Genomic DNA, 21,383 nt, shown 5'->3' on the forward strand with positions numbered 1-21,383 from the left:
TCCACACCAAGGACGACTGTTCCCGGTCAAAGATCCACAATCAGACACCTGGGAGCACGTTCGTGGCAGCCCTCGCACGCTGGTGTGTTCGACGTCGTCTCGTCACCGTCCTGCTCTGGCTCCTCGCCTTCGGCGGGGTCGCCGCGGCGGCCACCGCCGCGGGCTCCGCGTACTCCAACGACTACGGCGTCCCCGGCACGGACTCCGACCGTGCCTTCCGGTTGCTCGAGCAAGGCTTCCCCGGCCTCGGCGGCGACAGCGACACGATCGTCTGGCACACCACGACGGGCACCGTGCGCGCCGCCGACGTCGAACAGACCATGACCCGCACCCTGGACCGCGTCGCGGACCTGCCCGGGGTGGCCTCCGTGACCGATCCGTACGCCGAGGCCGACTCGCCTCGGATCAGTGAGGACGCCCGTACCGCGTACGCCTCGGTCACCTTCGAGGACGCCTCCCAGGACATCGACGCGGCCGAGGCGCGGGCGGTCGTCGACACCGCCGAGGCGGCCGAGACCGACGGGCTCCGGGTGGAGATGGGCGGCGGCGCCGTCGCCCTCACCGAGGCACCGGGCGGGCACCTGGCCGAGGCCCTCGGCGTGGCGGTGGCCGCGGTGGTGCTCTTCCTCGCCTTCGGCTCCCTCGCCGCCGCCCTGCTGCCCATCGCCACCGCGCTGGTCTCCGTCGGCACCGCCTACGCCGGCATCTCCCTACTCGGCCACGCCATGACCGTCGCCGACTTCGCGCCCATGCTGGGCACCCTCATCGGGCTCGGCGTCGGCATCGACTACGCGCTGTTCATCGTCACCCGGCACCGACGCGGATTGAAGCGGGGGCTGACCGTCGCCGAGGCCGCCGAGAACGCCGTGGCGACCACGGGACGCGCGGTCGTCTTCGCGGGTGCCACCGTGTGCATCGCCCTGCTGGGCATGCTGATCCTCCGGCTGAGCTTCCTCAACGGTGTCGCGATCGCCGCCTCCCTGACCGTCGTCCTCACCGTCGCGGCCTCCGTGACCCTGCTGCCGGCACTGCTGTCGTACGCCGGCCCGCGCGCCCTGAGCCGGCGCGAGCGGCGCAGGCTCGCGGAGCACGGACCCCGGCCCGAGCTGCCCACCGGGTTCGCTGCCCGCTGGTCGGCGTTCGTGGAGCGCCACCCCAAACTGCTCGGCGCCCTCGCCCTCGTCGTCGTCACGGTCCTCGCGCTGCCCACCCTGGGCCTGCGCCTGGGCACCGCCGACCAGGGCAACGACCCCAAGGGCACCACCACCCGCGAGGCCTACGACCTCCTCGCCGAGGGCTTCGGCCCCGGCGTGAACGGCCCCCTCACCCTGGTCACCGAGGTCGGCGGCGCCGAGGACCGGCTCGCCCTGGACAACCTCGACGCCGCCCTGCGCACCACCGAGGGCGTCTCCTCGGTGACCCCGGTGGCGTACGACTCGGCCGGTGACACCGCGTACCTCACCCTCGTACCCGAGTCGTCCCCGCAGTCGCCGGACACCAGTGACCTCGTGGAGCGGCTGCGGGCCGAGGTGCTGCCGCGCGCGGAGGCCGGCACCGCCCTCGACGTGCACGTCGGCGGGGTGACGGCGGGCTACGACGACTTCGCCGACGTCATCGTCGGCAAGCTGCCCCTCTTCGTCGGCGTCGTCGTCGGCCTGGGCTGCCTGCTCCTTCTCCTGGCCTTCCGCTCCCTCGCCATCCCCCTCAAGGCCGCCGCGATGAACGTCGCCGCCGTCGCCGCGTCCTTCGGCGTCGTCGTGGCGATCTTCCAGTGGGGCTGGGGGAGCGAACCGCTGGGCCTCGGCAGCGCGGGCCCGATCGAGCCGTTCCTCCCCGTGATCATGGTCTCGGTGCTCTTCGGGCTCTCCATGGACTACCAGGTCTTCCTGGTCAGCCGGATGTACGAGGAGTGGCTGGAGACCGGCGACAACCGCCGTGCCGTCCGGGTCGGCCTCGCCGAGACCAGCCGGGTGATCAACTCCGCCGCGGTCATCATGATCTCGGTCTTCCTCGCCTTCGTCCTCACCGGCGACCGCGTGATCGCCATGTTCGGCATCGCCCTGGCCGCCGCCGTCGCCCTGGACGCGTTCGTCCTGCGCACCCTCCTGGTGCCCGCCCTGATGCACCTGCTCGGCAGCGCCAACTGGTGGCTCCCGCGCCGCCTCGACAAGCTCCTGCCCCGCATCAGCATCGAGCCGCCCGAGTCCCGCGCCGCCCATGAGAGGCTGGCCGCGGCGACGGACGCCGAAGTGGCGGACGTCCTGGCCGAGGAGGAACGGGAGCGGGATGTACGCGATACCACTGGGTGACGACGGAGCCGAACTGCGTCCCCTGGAGACCTGGCACGCCGAGGAGTTCCTGGCCCACCTGGACCGGGGCCGGGAGTTCATCACCCAGCACATCCCTTTCGGGGCGAAGGCCACCGACGTCGACGCCGCCCGCGCGCTGCTCCAGTCCTACGCCGACCGGCACGCCGCCGACAGCGGCTTCCTGCACGGGCTGTGGCTGGACGGCAAGCTCGTCGGCGGTCTGCTCTTCCGCGTCTTCGACGCCGCCACCGGCGTCTGCGAGATCGGCTGCTGGCTGGAGCCCGCGGGAACGGGCCGCGGCCTGGTCACGCGCGGCGCCCGCGTCCTGATCGACTGGGCGTTCGACGAGCGCGGCATGCACCGCGTGGAGTGGCACGCGTCGTCCGCCAACACCCCGAGTGTCGCCGCCGCCCGGCGACTCGGCATGATGCGTGAGGGCGTGCTGCGCGAAAGCGGCCTCTACCGGGGTGTCCGCCAGGACATCGAGGTGTGGGCGGTGCTCGCGCCCGAGTGGCGCGCGGCCCGCGGGGCACGCGCGGGTGCCGCTCACAGGGATCATTAAGGGACCTCTCAGACAGCGTCCGTACGGTGCGAGGCATGGGAACGAAGACAGTGGACGAGACCGGCGTGAAGACCGACGAGGACAAGACCGTCGAGGCGGCCGATCAGGCCCGGACGGACGAGGCGGTCGAAACGGCCGAGACCGAGCCCGCTGGCGACGCGGACGTGGACAAGGACACCGACGGGGACGCCCCGGAGGACACCGACGGCGCCGTCGCCGAGAAGGAGGGCCCCACCGGTGTCGGCCAGGGCGCGGGCGCCGTCGTCTCGGCCGGGCTCGGCATCGTCTCGCTGACGGGCAGCTGGGTCGGCACCGTGGCCTCCGCGCGCGAGTCGCTGATCGGCCAGCTGGAGACGTCCTCGACGTCCGACGTCGGCGCCCTGATCGAGAAGGGCTACGGCGACGCCTGGCACGCCACCGCGCTGTGGGGCGGGCTGTTCGCCCTGGTCGCGATGATCGTAGGCGTCGTGGTGCTGGCCCGCCCGGCGTTCGGCGCGCCCGGACGCCCGCAGGCCCCGTGGATCAAGTCGGTCGCCTGGGCGGGCGTCGCCCTCGGCGTGATCGGTCTGCTCCTCGCCGTCCTGAAGTACACGGACATCCTGATGGGACTGCCGTCGACCGGCTGACCAGGCCCTCTGAGGGGTCTTAGGGCACCGGCGCGCTCCACGCGCCCGCCCTAAGACCCCTCACGCGTGTCTAAGGCCCCGGGCCGCCGCGAAGATGCGGAAGTTACCCGATGTGGCGCACCCCCCTGGGAGACGAAGGTTGAGGCATCGCGAACGAGCGAGACCGCAGCCGAAACCGGCTCTCACCGACGAACCCAGGGGAAACACACCATGTTCGAGTACGAGATCCAGCAGACCCGTTCCGCCGAACTGATCCGCCGCGCCGACCAGGCCCGCCTGGTCCGCGAGGCCGTCCGGGCCCGTCGCGCCGCCCGCCGGGAAGCCCGCCACGGCGCCGCCGGGGCGGAGAGCCATACGTTCCGGTTCCGCCGGCACCGGTTCGCCCGGGCCGCGTGAGCGGGGGAGCCGGGGAGGGTGGCCGCACGGCCGCCCTCCCCGCCGCCGTCGCGCCCGCCGTCCTCCCTCTTCCGTCCGCGTCCCCGCCTCCCGCGTCCGCCGCCCGCACGGCGAAAACCGCTGCCCCGCTGTCGTACCCGCGTGCGATGCTCGGGTCCGTGGAGACCAGGTCCGTCAGTCCCGTGTTCGTCGGCCGCACCGGCGAACTGGACACGTTGAACGACGCGCTCGCGCGCGCCGGCGCCGCCGAACCGCAGGCCCTGCTGCTCGGCGGTGAGGCCGGGGTCGGCAAGACCCGCCTCGTCGAGGAGTTCGCCGCCGCCGCCCGGCGGCAGGGTGCCGTCGTCGCCCTGGGCGGCTGTGTCGAGATCGGCGCCGACGGCCTGCCCTTCGCGCCCTTCTCCACCGCCCTGCGCTCCCTGCGCCGCGAACTGCCCGCGGAACTGGCCGACGCCGCCGCCGGGCAGGAGGAGGAGCTGGCCCGGCTGCTGCCCGAGCTGGGCGAAGCCGTCCCGGCCGCCGGGAGCGGCCGGCACGACGAGGAGAGCATGGCCCGCCTCTTCGAACTCACCGCCCGCCTGCTGGAGCGCGTCGCGTCCCGGCACACCGTCGTCCTCGTCCTGGAGGACCTGCACTGGGCCGACGCCTCCACCCGCCACCTGATCGCCTACCTCGTCCGCACCCTGCGCACCGGCCGCCTCGTCGTCCTCGCCACCTACCGCTCCGACGACATCCACCGCCGCCACCCGCTGCGCCCCCTGCTCGCCGAACTGGACCGGCTGCGCACCGTCCGCCGCATCGAGCTCGGCCGCTTCACCCGCGACGAGGTGGGCCGCCAGATCGCCGGCATTCTCGCCCACGAACCCGACCCGCTCCAGGTCGACGAGATCTTCGAACGCTCCGACGGCAACGCCTTCTTCGTCGAGGAACTCGCCGTCACCGCCCACGAGGGCTGCTGCACCGGCCTCACCGACTCCCTGCGCGACCTGCTCCTGGTCAGGGTCGAGGCCCTGTCCGAGAGCGCCCAGCGGGTCGCCCGGATCGTCGCCGAGGGCGGCTCCACCGTGGAGTACCGGCTGATCGCCGCCGTCGCCCGGCTGCCCGAGGACGACCTCATCGAGGCACTGCGCGCCGCCGTGAACGCCAACATCCTGCTCCCCGCCCCCGACGGCGACGGCTACCGCTTCCGCCACTCCCTGGTCCGCGAGGCCGTCGGCGACGACCTGCTCCCCGGCGAGCGCTCCCGCCTCAACCGCCACTACGCCGAGGCCCTCGACGCCGATCCCACGCTGGTCCCCGCCGCCGAGCGGGTGATGCGCCTGGCCAGCTACTGGTACCACGCCCACGACCCCGCCAAGGCCCTGCCCGCAGTCCTGGACGCCTCCGTCGAGGCCCGCCGCCGCCACGCCTACTCCGAGCAACTGCGGCTGCTGGAACGCGCGATGGAGCTGTGGGACGCCGCCCCCGACGACGTACGCGCCACCCTGCGCCCCGTCGACTACACCGAGGTCTACCCGCCCTGCGGCTGCGACCCCGCCACCAAGCCCCTGCGCTACCTGGACCTGATGGCGGAGGCGGCCGTCGCCGGGCGGCTGTGCGGGGAGCGCGAACGCGCCCTGAAGATCACCAAGCGGGCGCTGCGCCTGCTGGACGAGGAGCGGGAGACGGGGGCCGGGGCGAGCGCGAGCGTCCGGGACCCGCAGCGCGCCGCCTGGTTCTGGACGCAGCGCTCGCTGCTGGTCCAGGCCCAGGGCCGCGGTGACGGCTGGCGGGAACTCGGCATCGCCCAGGAACTGGTCCGCGGCCTGCCGCCCTCCGAGGTGCACGCCGAGGTGCTGGCCATGTCCGCCAACTGGTCGATGCTCCACTGCCCCGGCCCGGACGCCGTGACCGCCGCGGAGCGCGCCGTTCAGTACGCGCGCATGGTGGGCGCCGACGACATCGAGCTGAACGCCCGGCTCACCCTCGGCGGCCTGATGGTCGACGCGGGGCACATCGACGCCGGACTGGCGGAGATGTACCAGGTCAGAGATCTGGTCGTGGCGCACGGACAGTCCACGGTGGTGTCCCGCAGCCACGTCAACCTGCCCTCCGCCCTGGAGAGCGTCGGCCGCTCCGAGGAGGCGCTCGGCATTCTGCGCGAGGGCGTCGAGATCACCCGGCGGATGGGCCTGCTGGAGTCCGAGGCATGGGTGTGGGGCAACCTCGCCGAGTCGCTGGTCTCCCTCGGCCGCTGGGACGAGGCCCTGGAAGCCGCCGCGCTGGCCGCCGCCCCGGGCCGGAGTCCCGCACCCCGCGGCGGCGCCGCGCTCAAGTGCGCCATGGTCGCCCTCGCCCGCGGTGAGACGGCCGAGGCAGCCGGGCTGCTCGCCGAGGCCCGCGCCGCCTACGGCTCGCACGACCCCATGCCGCAGCACCGCCTGCCCGTGACGGCGCTCTCCCTGGGCATCGCCGCCGCCGAGGGCCGCCTGGCCGACGCCCGCGCCGAACTGTTCCGGGCCCTGGACGCGGGCTTCCCGCCCGGCACCCAGCGCTACGGCTGGCCTCTGCTGCTGTCCGCCGCCGCGGCCGAGGCCGACGCCCGTGGCCTGCCGGCCGCCGAGGAGGGCCGCGCCGAGGTCCTCGCACGCCTCGCCGAGGCCGCCAGGTCCCTCGCCACGGGCGCCCCCGTCTGGCTCGCCCACGAGCGGTGGGTCCGCGCCGAACTGCGCCGCGCCGGGGGCCGGGACACCCCGGCGGCCTGGTCCGAGGCGGTCACCGCCTTCGAACGCCTGGAGCGCCCCTACGACCTGGCCCGCGTCCGCCACCGGCTGGCCGCCGCCCTGCTGGCCGACGGCGGCGAGGACGAGCGCGCCCGCGCCAGGGAACTGCTCCGGCTGTCCCGCAGCGTCGCCGACCACCTCGGCGCCCGCCCCCTGGCCGACGCGGTCGCCCTGCTCGCCCAGCGCGCCCGCCTCCCCCTCGGCCACGCCGCCGGGCCCGCGCCCGCCCCCGCCGACCCGGCCGAGGCACTGGGCCTCACCAGCAGGGAACGCGACGTCCTGCGCCTGGTCTCCGACGGCCGCACCAACCGCCAGATAGCCCAGGAGCTGTTCATCTCCCCGAAGACGGCCAGCGTCCACGTCTCCAACATCCTGGCCAAGCTCGGCGTCTCGGGCCGCGGCGAGGCGGCGGCGGTGGCCCACCGGCTGGCCCTGTTCCCGGCCGCACCGCCCACGTCCTCCCCGGCCCGGTGAGGCCTACGCTGTGAGGGACGCCGACGGACGGAGGGTCCGTGTTCAACGCTTTCGAGGAACTGTTCTCCCCCGGCCGCAAGCACACCCGCGACGAACAGAACCGGCTGGAGCTGACCCGCGAGGACGTCGGCGACGGCGACCCGGGCCACGGCCCGATAGACCTCACGTCGGGCAAGGTCGTCGTGCAACGGCCCCGCCCCGCCGACCACGACGACGAGGCCGGGACCGAGGAGGGCACGGGGTCGGCGGACGAGTGAGCGGGCCTAGGTGACCCGCAGCTCCAGGATCCGGTCGTCGTCACCCTTCGCGTCGCCGCGCCCGTCCGTGTTGCTGGTGACGAGCCACAGCCGGTCGCCGCCCGCCGCGACCACCGTGCGCAGCCGGCCGTACTCACCCTCCAGGAACGCCTGCGGTTCGGCCGCCGCCCGAGTGCCCTCGAGCGGGACGCGCCACAGCCGCTCGCCGCGCAGGCCCGCCATCCACACGGAGCCCGCCGCCTGGGCGATGCCACTGGGGGAGGCCTCGTCGGTGCTCCACTGGGCGAGCGGGTCGTGGAACCCGGAGCCGCCGCCCTCGCCCTCCGCCTCGGGCCAGCCGTAGTTGTCGCCCGGCTCGATCGCGTTCAGCTCGTCCCAGGTGTCCTGCCCGAACTCCGCGGCGAACAGCCGCTGCTCGTCGTCCCAGGCCAGCCCCTGCACGTTCCGGTGGCCGTACGAGTACACGACGGAGTCGGGGAAGGGGTTGCCCGGAGCCGGTTCGCCGTCCGGGGTCATCCGCAGGATCTTGCCGCCGAGGGACTCCTTGTCCTGGGACAGGCCCGTGTCGCCGCTCTCGCCCGTGCCCGCGTAGAGCATCCTGTCCGGGCCGAACGCGATCCGCCCGCCGTTGTGGATCACCCCCTTGGGGATGCCCCGGAAGACCGTGTCCGGAGCGCCGAGCTGCTCACCGGACGGCTTCTTCTCGTCGTACCGCATGCGTACGATCCGGTTGTCCGAGGCGGAGGTGAAGTACGCGTAGATCATCCGGTCCGAGGCGAAGCCGGGGGAGAGGGCGATGCCCAGGAGGCCGCCCTCGCCGGACGCGGACACCCCGGGCACCTCGCCCAGCTCCGTCTTCTTCCCGGTCTTCTCGTCGACCCGGGTGACGGTGGCCTCGTCGCGGGAGGAGACCAGCAGGCCGCCGCCCGGCACAGGGGCCAGACCCCAGGGGCTCTCCAGCCCGGTGGCGACCGTGCGGACGACCTTCACGGTCCCCTTCGCGGGCGGCGTCCGCTCGGCGGCCGGGCCCGAGGGCGAGGACGGGGCCGCCGTACGGCCCGGGGAGCCCGGGGAGGTGCTCCCGTCCGCGCCCGACGGTTCCCCGCCGCCGGAGGAGCAGCCCGCGGTCAGCAGCAGGGCGGCGGCGGTCAACACGGCCGACACGGCTCGACGTTGCACGATCATGGTCCCTTCGACGCGGCGGTTCTCCTTGTCATACACCGCACGCGCCCTCCAAGTTCCCGATCGCCGGATCCCGAACCCGGCGCCCGCCCCCGGAGCACCGCGCGCCTCACTCCCAGGACCCCTGCGCCGCCGGCAGCGCCCGCACCTCCGCCAGGTCCCGCTCGGTCAGCCGCAGCCCGGCCGCGCCCGCGTTCTCGCTCACCCAGCGCTCCTGCTTGGTCCCCGGCACCGGCACCACGTGCCGCCCCTGCGCCAGCACCCAGGCCAGCGCCACCTGCGCCGGTGTGACCGAGTCGCCGTGCCGGGCCGCGATCCGGCGCAGGCCGGCCACGATCGGCTGGTTGGCGGCCATCATCTCGGCGGTGAAGCGGGGGTGCCGGGCGCGCAGGTCCTGCGGTTCGAAGCCCTGGCCGGGCGTCAGCGTGCCGGTCAGGAAGCCGTTGCCGAGCGGCATCGCGGCGAGGAAACCGACGCCGCGCGTCACGCACCACGGCAGCAGCGTGCGCAGCGCCTCCGGCGACCACACCGACAGCTCGGCCTCGACCGCGCTCACCGGGAAGACCTGCTGCACCCGCTCCAGCTGGCGGACCGTCGCGTCGTGCAGCCGCGCCCCCGGCCGCCGGGCCGACCGCGCGCCGACCGCGCACAGCCCGAGCGCCCGCACCTTCCCGGCCCGCACCAGCTCCGCCATCGCGCCCCACGTCTCCTCGACGGGCACCTCGGGATCGGCGCGGTGCAGTTGGTAGAGGTCGATGACGTCCGTCTGGAGCCGGCGCAGGGAGGCGTCGCAGGCACGTTTCACGTACCCGGGGCGGCCGTTGGCCACGATGTGCTGATCGCCCACCAGCAGACCGACCTTGGTCGACACGAAGGCGTCGGACCGCCGCTCCTTCAACACCCGTCCCAGCAGCAGCTCGTTGGTGAACGGCCCGTACATGTCCGCCGTGTCCAGCAGACAGGCACCCAGGTCGAGAGCCCGGTGCACCGCCCTGACCGACTCCTCGCCCCGCTGCCGCGACGCGCTGTAGGCCCAGCTCATCGGCATGCAGCCCAGTCCGACGGCCCCCACCGCGAGCGCCGTCGCGCCGATCGTCCTGCGCTCCACCGGTCGTGATCCTCCCTCGTCAGGCCACCCAACCTAACCTCTGCCTCCGCACGCCCCTGACATAGCCTCCTGACCATGACTGCTGACGTGTGGCTGCCCATCCCGCCGGAGGAGATCGAGGGCCTCCCCGAAGGCCCCGCCTACCGCTACTGGAACGGCGAGGAGGCCTTCCCCGCCGACCCCGCCGACTGCGCGTTCTACGTCGTCCCCTACATGAAGCCCAGCGGGATCGGCATACGCCCGCTGCCGGGCATGCGCTCCGTCCAGGTCGTCCAGACCCTCTCCGCCGGCATCGACCACGTGGAGCCCGGACTCAAGGACCTGCCCGCCGGCGTACGGCTGTGCAACGCCCGCGGCGTGCACGAGGCCAGCACCGCGGAACTCGCCCTCGCCCTGATCCTCGCGTCGCTGCGCGGCATCCCCGACTTCGTACGGGCCCAGGACAGGGGGGAGTGGCTCGGCGGCTTCCGGCCCGCGCTCGCCGACCGGAAGGTGCTCATCGTCGGCTACGGGTCGATCGGCGCCGCGATCGAGGACCGGCTCGTGCCGTTCGAGGTCGCGCCGGTGGTGCGCGTCGCGCGCTCCGCCCGCACCACGGCGCGCGGCCCGGTGCATCCGCTCACCGACCTTCCCGCCCTCCTCCCCGAGGCGGACGTCGTCGTCCTGTCCACGCCGCTCACCGAGGCCACCCGGGGCCTGGCCGACGCGGAGTTCCTGGCCCGCATGAAGGACGGAGCCCTGCTCGTCAACGTCGCGCGCGGACCCGTCGTCGACACGAAGGCGTTGCTCGCCGAACTGGAGAGCGGGCGCCTCACCGCCGCCCTCGACGTGACCGACCCCGAACCGCTGCCGCCGGGCCACCCGCTGTGGCAGGCTCCCGGCGTGGTCGTCAGTCCGCACGTCGGGGGACCGACCTCGGCCTTCCTGCCGCGCGCCAAGCGGCTGCTGGTGGGCCAGTTGTGCCGGTTCGTGAACCAGGAGCCGCTGCGCAACGTGATTCTGACGACGGGCGAGTAATCCGTTTCCGGCACCCTCCGCGACCCCCCGGATGCGGTGGGTACGGGCATATCCGCTGGTCGTCACGGAGCGTAGAGAACCTATGTCCCTGAGTGACGATCCTGGTGTATCGTCCGACAGGGGATGCGCCGCGCACCGTTCGGCGCCGGGGATGGACATCTCAGACTGTGAGGGGGGCGACGGGCGATGCACGGCCTATGGACGAACGACCCGACGTGGCGGAGCCGCCGCCGGCGACCCTGGCGCACGACCACGACCTCGCACAGACGGAGCGGCCCCTGCCGCCCCGGTCACCGCGGCCGGCGGAGGCCCCGGTGAGCCCGCCGTCCCCCGCGTCCACGCTGGACGGAGCGCTGCGCACCCAGCCCTCGCCCGGACCGCTGCTGCCCCGGCCGCAGACCACCGCCGGCGGACCGGCCCTCGCCCGCCAGCTCGTGCTGGCCCTGGTCTGCGCGGCGTACGCCGTCGGTTCCGCGCTCGGCTGGGGCTCGGAACAGCTCGCCGAGATCATGGGCGACTTCGGGCTGGGCGCCGCCGCGGCCGCCGCCGCCGTCTCCTGCTTCGTCTACGCCCACAGGCCCCGCGTGCGCTTCCGGCCCGCCTGGCTGCTGTTCGCCCTCTCCTCGGCGATGGCCGCCCTGGGCAATCTGATCTGGGGGTGGTACGAGGTCGTCCTGGACCGGCCCGTGCCCAGCCCCAGCTACGCGGACCTGTTCTTCCTGTGCTTCGCGCCGCCCGCCATCGTGGGCCTGCTGGTGCTGGCCAAGCGGCCGGTGACGAAGGCCGGCTGGATCTGCCTGGGCCTGGACGCCTGGCTGATCGGCGGATCGCTGGTGACGCTGGCGTGGAGCCTGGCGCTGGCCCAGGCGGCGAAGGCCGAGGGCGGCTCCAGCGTGGCCCACGCCGCGCTCACGGTGGCGTACCCGCTGCTCGACATCGCCCTCATCAGCATGGTGCTGGCCCTGCACTTCCGGCGGTCGCCCGTCGGCCGCTCCGCGGTCAACACGGCCATCGGCGCCCTGGCGCTGACGGTGCTGTGCGACGCCCTGTTCACCTCGCCGCTGCTGCAGAGCAGTTACCGTTCCGGCCAGCTGCTCGACGCCGGCTGGTTCGCCGGCTCCCTGCTGCTCGCGTACGCGCCCTGGGCCGCGACCCGGCCCGGGCGGCCGACGGACGAGGAGGGCTCCGGCGGGCATACGCGCGTGGTGCGCGAACACGTGCCCGGCCAGCGAGGCTCCGGCCACCCGCCCGCCCGCCACTCCACGCACGAGACCACCCACCGGACCGCCCACCACACCAGCCACCAGTCTCCTCCCGCGCCCGTCCCCGGGCAGGCCGCCGAGCGCGGGCGCTATCCCACCGCCCGCCCCATCGCCGGGTCCCTGGCCGCGCTCACGCCCTACCTCGCCGCCGCCGTCTGCACCCTGGGCATCCTCTACAACGTCCTCAACGGCCGCAGCGTCGACCGCGTGGTGCTGCTGACCGGCGGCACCGTGGTGCTCGCCCTCGTCGTGCGCCAGGGCATCATGCTGCTCGACAACATCACCCTCACCCAGGAACTGGCCCAGAAGGAGAACCACTTCCGCTCCCTGGTGCAGGGTTCAAGCGACGTCATCATGATCGCCGCGCCCAACGGGATCCTCCGCTACGTCTCCCCGGCCGCCGCCGGGGTCTACGGACGCCCGGCCGAGGACCTGGTCGGCAGCGAACTGGCCGCGCTCATCCACCCGGAGGACCTCGGCTGCGTGGTCCACGAGGTACGCCGGTTCCTCGCCGCGAGCCCGGTGGAGGAACCGACCACGCGCATCGAGTGCCGGTTCCGCTCCGGGGACGGCGGCTGGCTCAACGTCGAGTCCACCATCAACCGCCACCACGGCGGCCTGATCTTCAACAGCCGGGACGTCACCGAGAGAGTGCGCCTCCAGGCGCAGCTCCAGCACAACGCCGAACACGACCCGCTCACCGACCTGCCCAACCGCGCCCTGTTCACCCGGCGCGTCCAGCAGGCCCTGTCCGGCCGCCGCGCGTCCGACCGGGGCGCCGCCCTGCGCGGTACCGCGGTGCTCTTCATCGACCTCGACGGCTTCAAGGGCGTCAACGACACCATCGGGCACCAGGCCGGCGACGAGCTGCTCGTCCAGGCCGCCCGCAGACTCCACGAGGCCGTCCGCAAGGGGGACACCGCGTCCCGGCTCGGCGGTGACGAGTTCGCGGCCCTGATCGTCGGAGACGGCGCCCGGGACCGGACCGCCCGCGAGGGGCACATCCTGGAGCTCGCCGACCGCCTCAGGACCACCCTCTCGCAGCCCTACCTCATCGACGGCAACGATGTCCGCGTCAACGCCTCCATCGGCGTCGCCTTCGCCGAACCGGGGCTCGGGGCGGGCGAGCTGCTGCGCAACGCCGACCTCGCCATGTACCGCGCCAAGGCGGGCGGCAAGGGCCGCGTCGAGCTGTACCGGCCGCAGATGCAGCAGGACGTCGTACGCAAGGCGGAGCTGGCCACGCGGCTGCGGGCCGCTCTCCAGGACGGCGAGTTCGCGCTGCTGCACCAGCCGGTGGTGTCGCTGACGGACGGGCGGATCAGCTCGGTCTGCGCGCAGCCGCGCTGGCGCTCCTCGCAGGGGGTGCTGTTCACGCCGGCCGAGTTCCTGCGCGTGACCGAGGATGGCGACAAGACCGCCGAACTGGACCGCTGGGTGCTGCGCGAGGCCGTCGAGCAGGCCGCCGACCGCGCGGCCGCCGGACTCTCGGCGACCGTGGCCATACGGGTCGGCGCCCGCCGGCTGCTGGACCGCTCCATGCCCCTGGGCTCCGTGGAGGCCCTGCTGACCCGGCACGGGCTGCCGCCGGGTTCTCTCGTGATCGAGCTGTCGGACATCGACCCACGGGTCGGCCTGGACGAGCTGGACCGCCGGCTCAACGCCCTGCGCAGAGTGGGCGTACGCATCGCCCTGGACGGGTTCGGCAGCGGCTACGCGGCGATCACCGCGCTCAGGCGCCTGCCCGTGGACGTCCTCAAGCTCGACCGGAGCCTGGTCGAAGGAGTGGTCGAGTCGGCGCGCCTGCACAAGATCACCAGTGGGCTGCTGCGCATCGCCACCGACCTCGGGCTGAAGTCCGTGGCCGACGGGGTGGACCTGCCCGAGCAGATCGTCGCCCTGCGCGCGATGGGCTGCACCCACGGGCAGGGCATGGCTTTCTCCGGGCCGCTGGACGAGTACCGGCTGCGCAGAGCGCTCAAGACCGGCCACTACCCGGTGCCGCACGGGCCCGCCGAGCCCGCGTTCGCGGGCGGTGTCGGCACCGCCCTGCCCGCCGTCCTGAGCGGTGGCACGTCCCTGCGTTCACATAATGAGACTCCCGTCCCACCCACTTGACAGTGGGTGTGCGCCGGGGGGAGGGTCAGTGCCATGCGCACCCGAATTCTCGTACTTGGAAAGCGCGTCGGCTGAGCTGGTGACGTCCGGACCGACCCGGACTCCCAGCGACCCACACCCGGCGCGCTCCCCTCGCTTGCCTTACGGCACGAGGGGTTTTTTGTTGCACCAGCACCACTGAGCAACAGCCACACACCGCCCGAAACCTCGCAGAACCCTCAGCATCACCACCCTCAGCATCGAGAAGAGAATGCCGATGACCGAGCAGGCCACCGGGGCCCATCACCCGCAGCCGCGGCCCCGATCCGGAGGACAGCCCGCCCCCGAGCACGTCACGGGTGCGCAGTCCCTCATCCGCTCTCTCGAGGAGGTGGGCGCCGACACGGTATTCGGCATTCCCGGCGGCACGATCCTCCCGGCGTACGACCCGCTGATGGACTCCACCCGGGTGCGTCACGTCCTGGTCCGCCACGAGCAGGGTGCCGGCCACGCGGCCACCGGCTACGCGCAGGCCACCGGCAAGGTGGGCGTCTGCATGGCGACCTCGGGGCCCGGCGCGACCAACCTGGTCACCCCGATCGCCGACGCGCACATGGACTCCGTGCCGCTGGTCGCGATCACCGGCCAGGTGGTGTCCTCCGCGATCGGTACGGACGCCTTCCAGGAGGCCGACATCGTCGGCATCACCATGCCGGTCACCAAGCACAGCTTCCTCGTCACCAACGGCGAGGACATCCCCCGGGTGATCGCGCAGGCGTTCCACATCGCCTCCACCGGCCGCCCCGGTCCGGTCCTGGTCGACATCCCCAAGGACATCCTCCAGAAGAAGACCACCTTCTCCTGGCCGCCGGCCATGGACCTGCCCGGCTACCGCCCGGTCACCAAGCCGCACGCCAAGCAGATCCGCGAGGCCGCCAAGCTCATCACCGCCGCCAAGCGGCCGGTGCTCTACGTCGGCGGCGGCGTCCTCAAGGCGCGGGCCACCGCCGAGCTGAAGGTCCTCGCCGAACTCACCGGAGCGCCCGTCACCACCACCCTGATGGCGCTCGGCGCGTTCCCCGACAGCCACCCGCTGCACGTGGGAATGCCGGGCATGCACGGTGCGGTCACCGCCGTCACCGCGCTGCAGAAGGCCGACCTGATCGTCGCCCTCGGAGCCCGCTTCGACGACCGCGTCACCGGCAAGCTGGACAGCTTCGCCCCGTACGCCAAGATCGTCCACGCCGACATCGACCCGGCCGAGATCGGCAAGAACCGCGCCGCCGACGTGCCGATCGTCGGTGACGCCCGCGAGGTCATCGCCGACCTGGTGCAGGCCGTCCAGAAGGAGCACAGCGAGGGCAACACGGGCGACTACACCGCCTGGTGGAAGGACCTCAGCCGCTGGCGCGACACCTACCCCCTCGGCTACGACCAGCCCGAGGACGGTTCGCTCTCCCCGCAGCAGGTCATCGAGCGCATCGGACAGCTCGCGCCCGAGGGCACGATCTTCGCGGCCGGCGTCGGCCAGCACCAGATGTGGGCCGCGCACTTCGTCCGGTACGAGCGGCCCGCCACCTGGCTGAACTCCGGCGGCGCCGGAACCATGGGCTACGCCGTCCCGGCCGCCATGGGTGCCAAGGCGGGCATGCCCGACCGGGCCGTCTGGGCCATCGACGGCGACGGCTGCTTCCAGATGACCAACCAGGAACTGACCACCTGCGCGCTCAACAACATCCCGATCAAGGTCGCCGTCATCAACAACGGCGCCCTCGGGATGGTCCGCCAGTGGCAGACCCTGTTCTACAACCAGCGGTACTCCAACACCGTGCTGCACTCCGGTCCCGACGACGTCAACCCCCAGGCCCGCGGCACCCGCGTCCCCGACTTCGTGAAGCTGTCGGAGGCCATGGGCTGCTACGCCATCCGCTGCGAGGACCCCGCCGACCTCGACAAGGTCATCGAGGAGGCGAACTCGATCAACGACCGCCCGGTCGTCGTCGACTTCATCGTCCACGAGGACGCGATGGTCTGGCCGATGGTCGCCGCCGGCACCTCCAACGACGAGATCATGGCCGCCCGGGACGTCCGCCCCGACTTCGGCGACAACGAAGACGACTGAGCGAGAGAGACCGAAGAGATCATGTCCAAGCACACGCTCTCCGTCCTGGTGGAGAACACCCCCGGCGTCCTCGCCCGGATCACCGCCCTCTTCTCCCGCCGCGGCTTCAACATCGACTCGCTCGCCGTGGGCGTCACCGAGCACGCCGACATCTCCCGCATCACCATCGTGGTGAGCGTCGAGGACTTCCCGTTGGAGCAGGTGACCAAGCAGCTCAACAAGCTGGTCAACGTGCTGAAGATCGTCGAGCTCGAACCCGGGCAGGCCGTCCAGCGTGAACTCGTCCTGGTGAAGGTGCGCTCCGACAACGAGACGCGCTCGCAGATCGTCGAGATCGTCCAGCTGTTCCGCGCCAAGACCGTCGACGTCTCCCCGGAGGCCGTCACCATCGAGGCCACCGGCAGCAGCGACAAGCTGTCCGCCATGCTCCGGATGCTGGAACCGTACGGCATCAAGGAACTCGTCCAGTCCGGCACGATCGCCATCGGCCGCGGCGCCCGTTCGATCACGGACCGGTCGCTGCGCGCACTCGACCGGTCCGCATAACGACGGAAACGGGCGGTCGCGCACACCACCGGCCGCCCGCATTCCGAGACCCCGAAACTTCCCTTCCCCTCACCGGCATACGGTGGGACGCAACACCTGCACTCAAGGAGAGAACCCAGTGGCCGAGCTGTTCTACGACGCCGACGCCGACCTGTCCATCATCCAGGGCCGCAAGGTCGCGGTCATCGGGTACGGCAGCCAGGGCCACGCCCACGCGCTGTCGCTGCGCGACTCCGGCGTCGACGTGCGCGTCGGTCTGCACGAGGGCTCCAAGTCCAAGGCCAAGGCCGAGGAGCAGGGCCTGCGCGTGGTGAGCCCGTCCGAGGCCGCCGCCGAGGCCGACGTCATCATGATCCTGGTCCCGGACCCGATCCAGGCCCAGGTCTACGAGGAGCACATCAAGGACAACCTGAAGGACGGCGACGCGCTGTTCTTCGGTCACGGCCTGAACATCCGCTACGGCTTCATCAAGCCCCCGGCCGGCGTGGACGTCTGCATGGTCGCCCCCAAGGGCCCGGGCCACCTGGTGCGCCGTCAGTACGAGGAGGGCCGCGGCGTTCCCTGCATCGCCGCCGTCGAGCAGGACGCCACGGGCAACGGCTTCGCGCTGGCCCTGTCGTACGCGAAGGGCATCGGCGGCACCCGCGCCGGCGTCATCAAGACGACCTTCACCGAGGAGACCGAGACCGACCTCTTCGGCGAGCAGGCCGTCCTGTGCGGTGGCACGGCCGCGCTGGTCAAGGCGGGCTTCGAGACCCTGACCGAGGCCGGCTACCAGCCGGAGATCGCCTACTTCGAGTGCCTGCACGAGCTGAAGCTGATCGTGGACCTCATGTACGAGGGCGGCCTGGAGAAGATGCGCTGGTCGATCTCCGAGACCGCTGAGTGGGGCGACTACGTCACCGGCCCGCGGATCATCACCGACGCCACCAAGGCCGAGATGAAGAAGGTCCTCGCCGAGATCCAGGACGGCACGTTCGCCAAGAACTGGATGGACGAGTACCACGGCGGTCTGAAGAAGTACAACGAGTACAAGCAGCAGGACTCCGAGCACCTGCTGGAGACCACCGGCAAGGAGCTGCGCAAGCTCATGAGCTGGGTCGACGAGGAGGCGTAAGCCGCCCGCCCGAAGGGGCCGGAGCATCCCGCTCCGGCCCCTTCGGCGAACCCGGGGTAACGTCGTGTACGGCGGCGTTGTCCAACCCGTCCAGCCACGGACGGGTGATCCTTCCGCAGAGGCGCAGGACGCCCCCGGTCACGCCACTAGACTGCTGCACAACATACGCGTCAGGCCCACAGCGTCGTGCGTCTTCCACGCGGTAGCCAACCTCCACCGCCTGCGGCCGTCGGGACGGCCGTCCGCAATGGACTTGTGAGGACTCACGTGAGCTCGAAACCCGTCGTACTCATCGCTGAAGAGCTGTCGCCCGCGACTGTGGACGCGCTTGGCCCCGACTTCGAGATCCGCCAGTGCAACGGCGCGGACCGGGCCGAACTGCTCCCCGCCATCGCCGACGTGGACGCGATCCTGGTCCGCTCCGCCACCAAGGTGGACGCCGAGGCCATCGCCGCCGCCAAGAAGCTCAAGGTCGTCGCCCGCGCCGGCGTCGGTCTGGACAACGTGGACGTCTCCGCCGCCACCAAGGCCGGCGTCATGGTGGTCAACGCCCCGACCTCCAACATCGTGACCGCCGCCGAGCTGGCCTGCGGCCTGATCGTCGCCACCGCCCGCAACATCCCGCAGGCCAACGCCGCGCTGAAGAACGGCGAGTGGAAGCGCAGCAAGTACACCGGCGTCGAGCTGGCCGAGAAGACCCTCGGTGTGGTCGGCCTCGGCCGTATCGGCGCCCTCGTCGCGCAGCGCATGTCGGCCTTCGGCATGAAGGTCGTCGCCTACGACCCCTACGTGCAGCCCGCGCGGGCCGCGCAGATGGGCGTCAAGGTGCTGTCCCTCGACGAGCTGCTCGAGGTCTCCGACTTCATCACCGTCCACCTGCCCAAGACCCCCGAGACCCTCGGCCTGATCGGCGACGAGGCGCTGCGCAAGGTCAAGCCGAGCGTCCGCATCGTCAACGCCGCGCGCGGCGGCATCGTCGACGAGGAGGCGCTGTACTCGGCGCTCAAGGAGGGCCGCGTCGCGGGCGCCGGTCTCGACGTGTACGCGAAGGAGCCCTGCACCGACTCGCCGCTGTTCGAGTTCGACCAGGTCGTCGCCACCCCGCACCTAGGCGCCTCCACCGACGAGGCCCAGGAGAAGGCCGGCATCGCCGTCGCCAGGTCCGTCCGCCTCGCCCTCGCCGGTGAGCTGGTCCCTGACGCGGTCAACGTCCAGGGCGGTGTCATCGCCGAGGACGTCAAGCCCGGTCTGCCGCTCGCCGAGCGCCTCGGCCGCATCTTCACCGCGCTCGCCGGCGAGGTCGCCGTCCGCCTCGACGTCGAGGTCTACGGCGAGATCACCCAGCACGACGTGAAGGTGCTGGAGCTGTCCGCGCTCAAGGGCGTCTTCGAGGACGTCGTCGACGAGACCGTCTCGTACGTCAACGCCCCGCTGTTCGCGCAGGAGCGCGGCGTCGAGGTCCGGCTGACCACCAGCTCGGAGTCCCCGGAGCACCGCAACGTGGTCACCGTGCGCGGCACCCTCTCGGACGGCGAGGAGGTGTCGGTCTCCGGCACCCTGGCCGGCCCGAAGCACCTCCAGAAGATCGTCGCCGTCGGCGAGTACGACGTGGACCTCGCCCTCGCCGACCACATGGTCGTCCTGCGCTACGAGGACCGCCCCGGCGTCGTCGGCACCGTCGGCCGGGTCATCGGCGAGGCCGGCATCAACATCGCCGGCATGCAGGTCGCCCGTGCGACGGTGGGCGGCGAGGCGCTGGCCGTGCTGACCGTCGACGACACGGTGCCCTCCGGGGTGCTGGCCGAGGTCGCCGCGGAGATCGGCGCGACGTCGGCCCGGTCGGTGAACCTGGTCTGAGTGACCGCCTCCGGGGGCTGACGCCCCCGGACCCCCGTTCGCCCTGAACGGGCTCGTCCTCACACGCCGGACGGGCTGACCTCATCAGCCCGTCCGGCGTTCTCCGTGCACGGCTCCTCCCGCGCCCGCACCCGGCGCAGCGTCACCGACGCCAGCACCGCCGCCCCGGCCAGTACCACCGCGCCCGCGAGGGCCGCCGCGTGCATCCCGTCGGTGAACGCCTCCCGGGCCGCCGTCGCCAGGGCCTGCCCCGCGCGACCGGGCACCTGCTCGGCCACCGCCAGCGCGCCGCCCAGCGTCTCGTGGGCCGCGGCCGGGGCGGAGTCCGGCATCTCGTGGCGGTAGACCGCCGTACCGATGGAGCCGAGCACCGCCATCCCCAGCGCCCCGCCGAACTCCGCGCCGGTCTCCATCAGCGAGGACGCGGAGCCCGCCCGCTCCGCCGGGGCGGCGCCCAGCGCGAGGTCCATGATCTGGGACATCACCATGGTCACGCCGGAGGCGAGGACGCCGCAGGCCACCAGGGAGAGCGTCAGGGCGTCCGTGTCCACGAACGCCAGCAGGACGTAGCCGCACGAGGCGAGGGCGAACCCGGCCGTCACCACGTGGGCGCGGTGGACGCCCCGGTGCACCAGGTGGGCGGCGAGCGGCGCCGCGAAACCGATCGGCACCGAGGGCAGCAGCGCCCACAGCGCCGCCTCCAGCGCGCTCTTGCCGAGGACCGACTGGAGGTACTGGGTGGTGAAGAACGCCGAGCCCATCATCGCGAACATGGTGACCAGGTTGAGGACGACGGCCGGCCCGAAACCCCGCCTGCGGAAGAGGTCGGGGGAGACCATCGGGGAGGCGGTGGTCCGCTGCCGGTGCACGAACAGGGCCGCGAAGAGCAGTCCCACCGTCACCGCGACGACGTACCGGACGTTCCAGCCCTCGGCCGAGATCTCCTTCAGGCCGTAGACGACGGGGAGCACCGCGGCCATCGACAGGGGGATGCCGATCCAGTCGAAGCGGCCCGGGTCCGGGTCCTTCGACTCCGGCAGCAGGATCCGGCCGAGGACCAGGAGCAGGGCCATCGCCGGCAGGTTCACCAGGAAGACCGAGCCCCACCAGAAGAACTCCACCAGGACCCCGCTCAGCACCGAACCGAGCGCCACCCCGCCCGTCATGACGCCGGACCAGATCGCGATGGCCTGCGCGCGCTGGGTTGGGTCGGCGAAGAGCGAGCGCACCAGGGCCAGCGTCGACGGCATCAGCGTGGCGCCGCCGATGCCGAGCAGCGCGCGGGCCGCGATGAGCATCTCGGCGCTGTTCGCGTACGCCGCGGCCAGTGAGGCGGCGCCGAAGGCCGCGGCGCCGATCAGCAGCAGCCTGCGGCGGCCGATGCGGTCGCCGACCGAGCCCATGGTGATCAGCAGGCCGGCCACGGCGAAGGCGTAGACGTCGAAGATCCACAGCTGCTGGCTGCCGCTGGGCGCCAGATCCGCGTTGATCGCGGGGATGGCGAAGTAGAGCACCGACACGTCCATGGAGACCAGCAGCAGCGGCAGCATCAGCACGGCGAGCGCGGTCCATTCACGGCGCCCGGCCCGGGGTGGGTTCGCAGGAGTCATGCCGACGACTGTACGCATGTCTTATACGGCTGTCTATGACGACTGTATAAGACGTACGTACGTCTGGGACGGCTGTATG

Annotated in this window: 15 protein-coding genes; 12 read left to right on the top strand and 3 right to left on the bottom strand. The window is 72.5% G+C overall.

Features of this window, described 5'->3' with window-relative positions; genetic code table 11:
- Positions 1-62: 62 nt before the first annotated feature.
- The 6 genes from ACFIF2_RS21830 (at position 63) to ACFIF2_RS21855 (ending at position 7,386) form a co-directional block, all read left to right on the top strand.
- Positions 63-2,309: an MMPL family transporter gene (locus ACFIF2_RS21830; RefSeq protein WP_395574887.1), complete on the top strand. Its 2,247-nt coding sequence runs from the start codon at positions 63-65 to the stop codon at positions 2,307-2,309.
- Complete coding sequence (locus ACFIF2_RS21835) at positions 2,287-2,871, top strand: GNAT family N-acetyltransferase (protein ID WP_395574888.1); 585 nt, start codon at positions 2,287-2,289, stop codon at positions 2,869-2,871. Before ACFIF2_RS21830 ends, ACFIF2_RS21835 begins: the two co-directional genes overlap by 23 nt.
- 35 nt (positions 2,872-2,906) lie before the next feature.
- Positions 2,907-3,497 carry a hypothetical protein gene (locus tag ACFIF2_RS21840; RefSeq protein WP_395574889.1) on the top strand — a complete coding sequence of 197 codons (591 nt, stop codon included), beginning with the start codon at positions 2,907-2,909 and terminating at the stop codon, positions 3,495-3,497.
- A gap of 210 nt (positions 3,498-3,707) precedes the next feature.
- Entirely contained in the window at positions 3,708-3,893 is a 186-nt protein-coding gene (locus tag ACFIF2_RS21845) for a hypothetical protein (RefSeq protein ID WP_395574890.1), read from the top strand.
- 146 nt (positions 3,894-4,039) lie between these two features.
- On the top strand, positions 4,040-7,129 hold the full coding sequence (locus ACFIF2_RS21850) for an AAA family ATPase (protein WP_395574891.1): 3,090 nt from the start codon (positions 4,040-4,042) through the stop codon (positions 7,127-7,129).
- Positions 7,130-7,167: 38 nt separating this feature from the next.
- Positions 7,168-7,386, top strand: a complete 219-nt coding sequence (locus tag ACFIF2_RS21855; RefSeq protein WP_395574892.1) for a DUF6191 domain-containing protein — start codon at positions 7,168-7,170, stop codon at positions 7,384-7,386.
- Positions 7,387-7,392: 6 nt separating this feature from the next.
- Here the strand turns inward: ACFIF2_RS21855 and ACFIF2_RS21860 are convergent, their stop codons facing one another.
- Complete coding sequence (locus ACFIF2_RS21860) at positions 7,393-8,571, bottom strand: PQQ-dependent sugar dehydrogenase (protein ID WP_395574893.1); 1,179 nt, start codon at positions 8,569-8,571, stop codon at positions 7,393-7,395.
- 106 nt (positions 8,572-8,677) lie between these two features.
- On the bottom strand, positions 8,678-9,676 hold the full coding sequence (locus ACFIF2_RS21865) for an aldo/keto reductase (protein WP_395574894.1): 999 nt from the start codon (positions 9,674-9,676) through the stop codon (positions 8,678-8,680).
- A gap of 75 nt (positions 9,677-9,751) precedes the next feature.
- Between ACFIF2_RS21865 and ACFIF2_RS21870 the strand changes: the two genes are divergently transcribed.
- From ACFIF2_RS21870 to serA, 6 genes are all read left to right on the top strand, one after another.
- Positions 9,752-10,693, top strand: a complete 942-nt coding sequence (locus ACFIF2_RS21870) for a 2-hydroxyacid dehydrogenase (RefSeq protein WP_395574895.1) — start codon at positions 9,752-9,754, stop codon at positions 10,691-10,693.
- Between the two features lie 197 nt (positions 10,694-10,890).
- A complete protein-coding gene (locus ACFIF2_RS21875; RefSeq protein WP_395574896.1) occupies positions 10,891-14,073 on the top strand; it encodes a putative bifunctional diguanylate cyclase/phosphodiesterase in 3,183 nt (1,060 codons plus the stop codon).
- A 256-nt stretch (positions 14,074-14,329) separates the two neighbouring features.
- A complete protein-coding gene (locus ACFIF2_RS21880; protein ID WP_395574897.1) occupies positions 14,330-16,174 on the top strand; it encodes an acetolactate synthase large subunit in 1,845 nt (614 codons plus the stop codon).
- Between the two features lie 21 nt (positions 16,175-16,195).
- Positions 16,196-16,720 (top strand): acetolactate synthase small subunit, encoded by a 525-nt coding sequence (gene ilvN / locus ACFIF2_RS21885; protein ID WP_395574898.1) that lies wholly within the window; start codon positions 16,196-16,198, stop codon positions 16,718-16,720.
- Positions 16,721-16,838: 118 nt separating this feature from the next.
- Complete coding sequence (gene ilvC / locus ACFIF2_RS21890) at positions 16,839-17,837, top strand: ketol-acid reductoisomerase (RefSeq protein WP_073936415.1); 999 nt, start codon at positions 16,839-16,841, stop codon at positions 17,835-17,837.
- A gap of 267 nt (positions 17,838-18,104) precedes the next feature.
- Positions 18,105-19,694, top strand: coding sequence for a phosphoglycerate dehydrogenase (gene serA, locus ACFIF2_RS21895; protein WP_395574899.1), 1,590 nt, complete (start codon positions 18,105-18,107; stop codon positions 19,692-19,694).
- Between the two features lie 59 nt (positions 19,695-19,753).
- Here the strand turns inward: serA and ACFIF2_RS21900 are convergent, their stop codons facing one another.
- A complete protein-coding gene (locus ACFIF2_RS21900) occupies positions 19,754-21,322 on the bottom strand; it encodes an MFS transporter (RefSeq protein ID WP_395574900.1) in 1,569 nt (522 codons plus the stop codon).
- Positions 21,323-21,383 lie beyond the last annotated feature (61 nt).

The organism is Streptomyces sp. BK79, from assembly GCF_044142145.1.
Taxonomy (GTDB): domain Bacteria; phylum Actinomycetota; class Actinomycetes; order Streptomycetales; family Streptomycetaceae; genus Streptomyces.

What these genes read in the sequence shown, in the direction of transcription:
- ACFIF2_RS21845 (WP_395574890.1), top strand. Translation starts at nt 3,708, where the DNA reads ATGTTCGAGTACGAGATCCAGCAGACCCGTTCCGCCGAACTGATCCGC.
- ACFIF2_RS21880 (WP_395574897.1), top strand. Translation starts at nt 14,330, where the DNA reads ATGACCGAGCAGGCCACCGGGGCCCATCACCCGCAGCCGCGGCCCCGA.
- ACFIF2_RS21835 (WP_395574888.1), top strand. Translation starts at nt 2,287, where the DNA reads ATGTACGCGATACCACTGGGTGACGACGGAGCCGAACTGCGTCCCCTG.
- ACFIF2_RS21875 (WP_395574896.1), top strand. Translation starts at nt 10,891, where the DNA reads ATGGACGAACGACCCGACGTGGCGGAGCCGCCGCCGGCGACCCTGGCG.
- ACFIF2_RS21900 (WP_395574900.1), bottom strand. Translation starts at nt 21,322, where the DNA reads ATGCGTACAGTCGTCGGCATGACTCCTGCGAACCCACCCCGGGCCGGG.
- ACFIF2_RS21870 (WP_395574895.1), top strand. Translation starts at nt 9,752, where the DNA reads ATGACTGCTGACGTGTGGCTGCCCATCCCGCCGGAGGAGATCGAGGGC.
- ilvN (WP_395574898.1), top strand. Translation starts at nt 16,196, where the DNA reads ATGTCCAAGCACACGCTCTCCGTCCTGGTGGAGAACACCCCCGGCGTC.
- ACFIF2_RS21850 (WP_395574891.1), top strand. Translation starts at nt 4,040, where the DNA reads ATGCTCGGGTCCGTGGAGACCAGGTCCGTCAGTCCCGTGTTCGTCGGC.
- ACFIF2_RS21860 (WP_395574893.1), bottom strand. Translation starts at nt 8,571, where the DNA reads ATGATCGTGCAACGTCGAGCCGTGTCGGCCGTGTTGACCGCCGCCGCC.
- ACFIF2_RS21840 (WP_395574889.1), top strand. Translation starts at nt 2,907, where the DNA reads ATGGGAACGAAGACAGTGGACGAGACCGGCGTGAAGACCGACGAGGAC.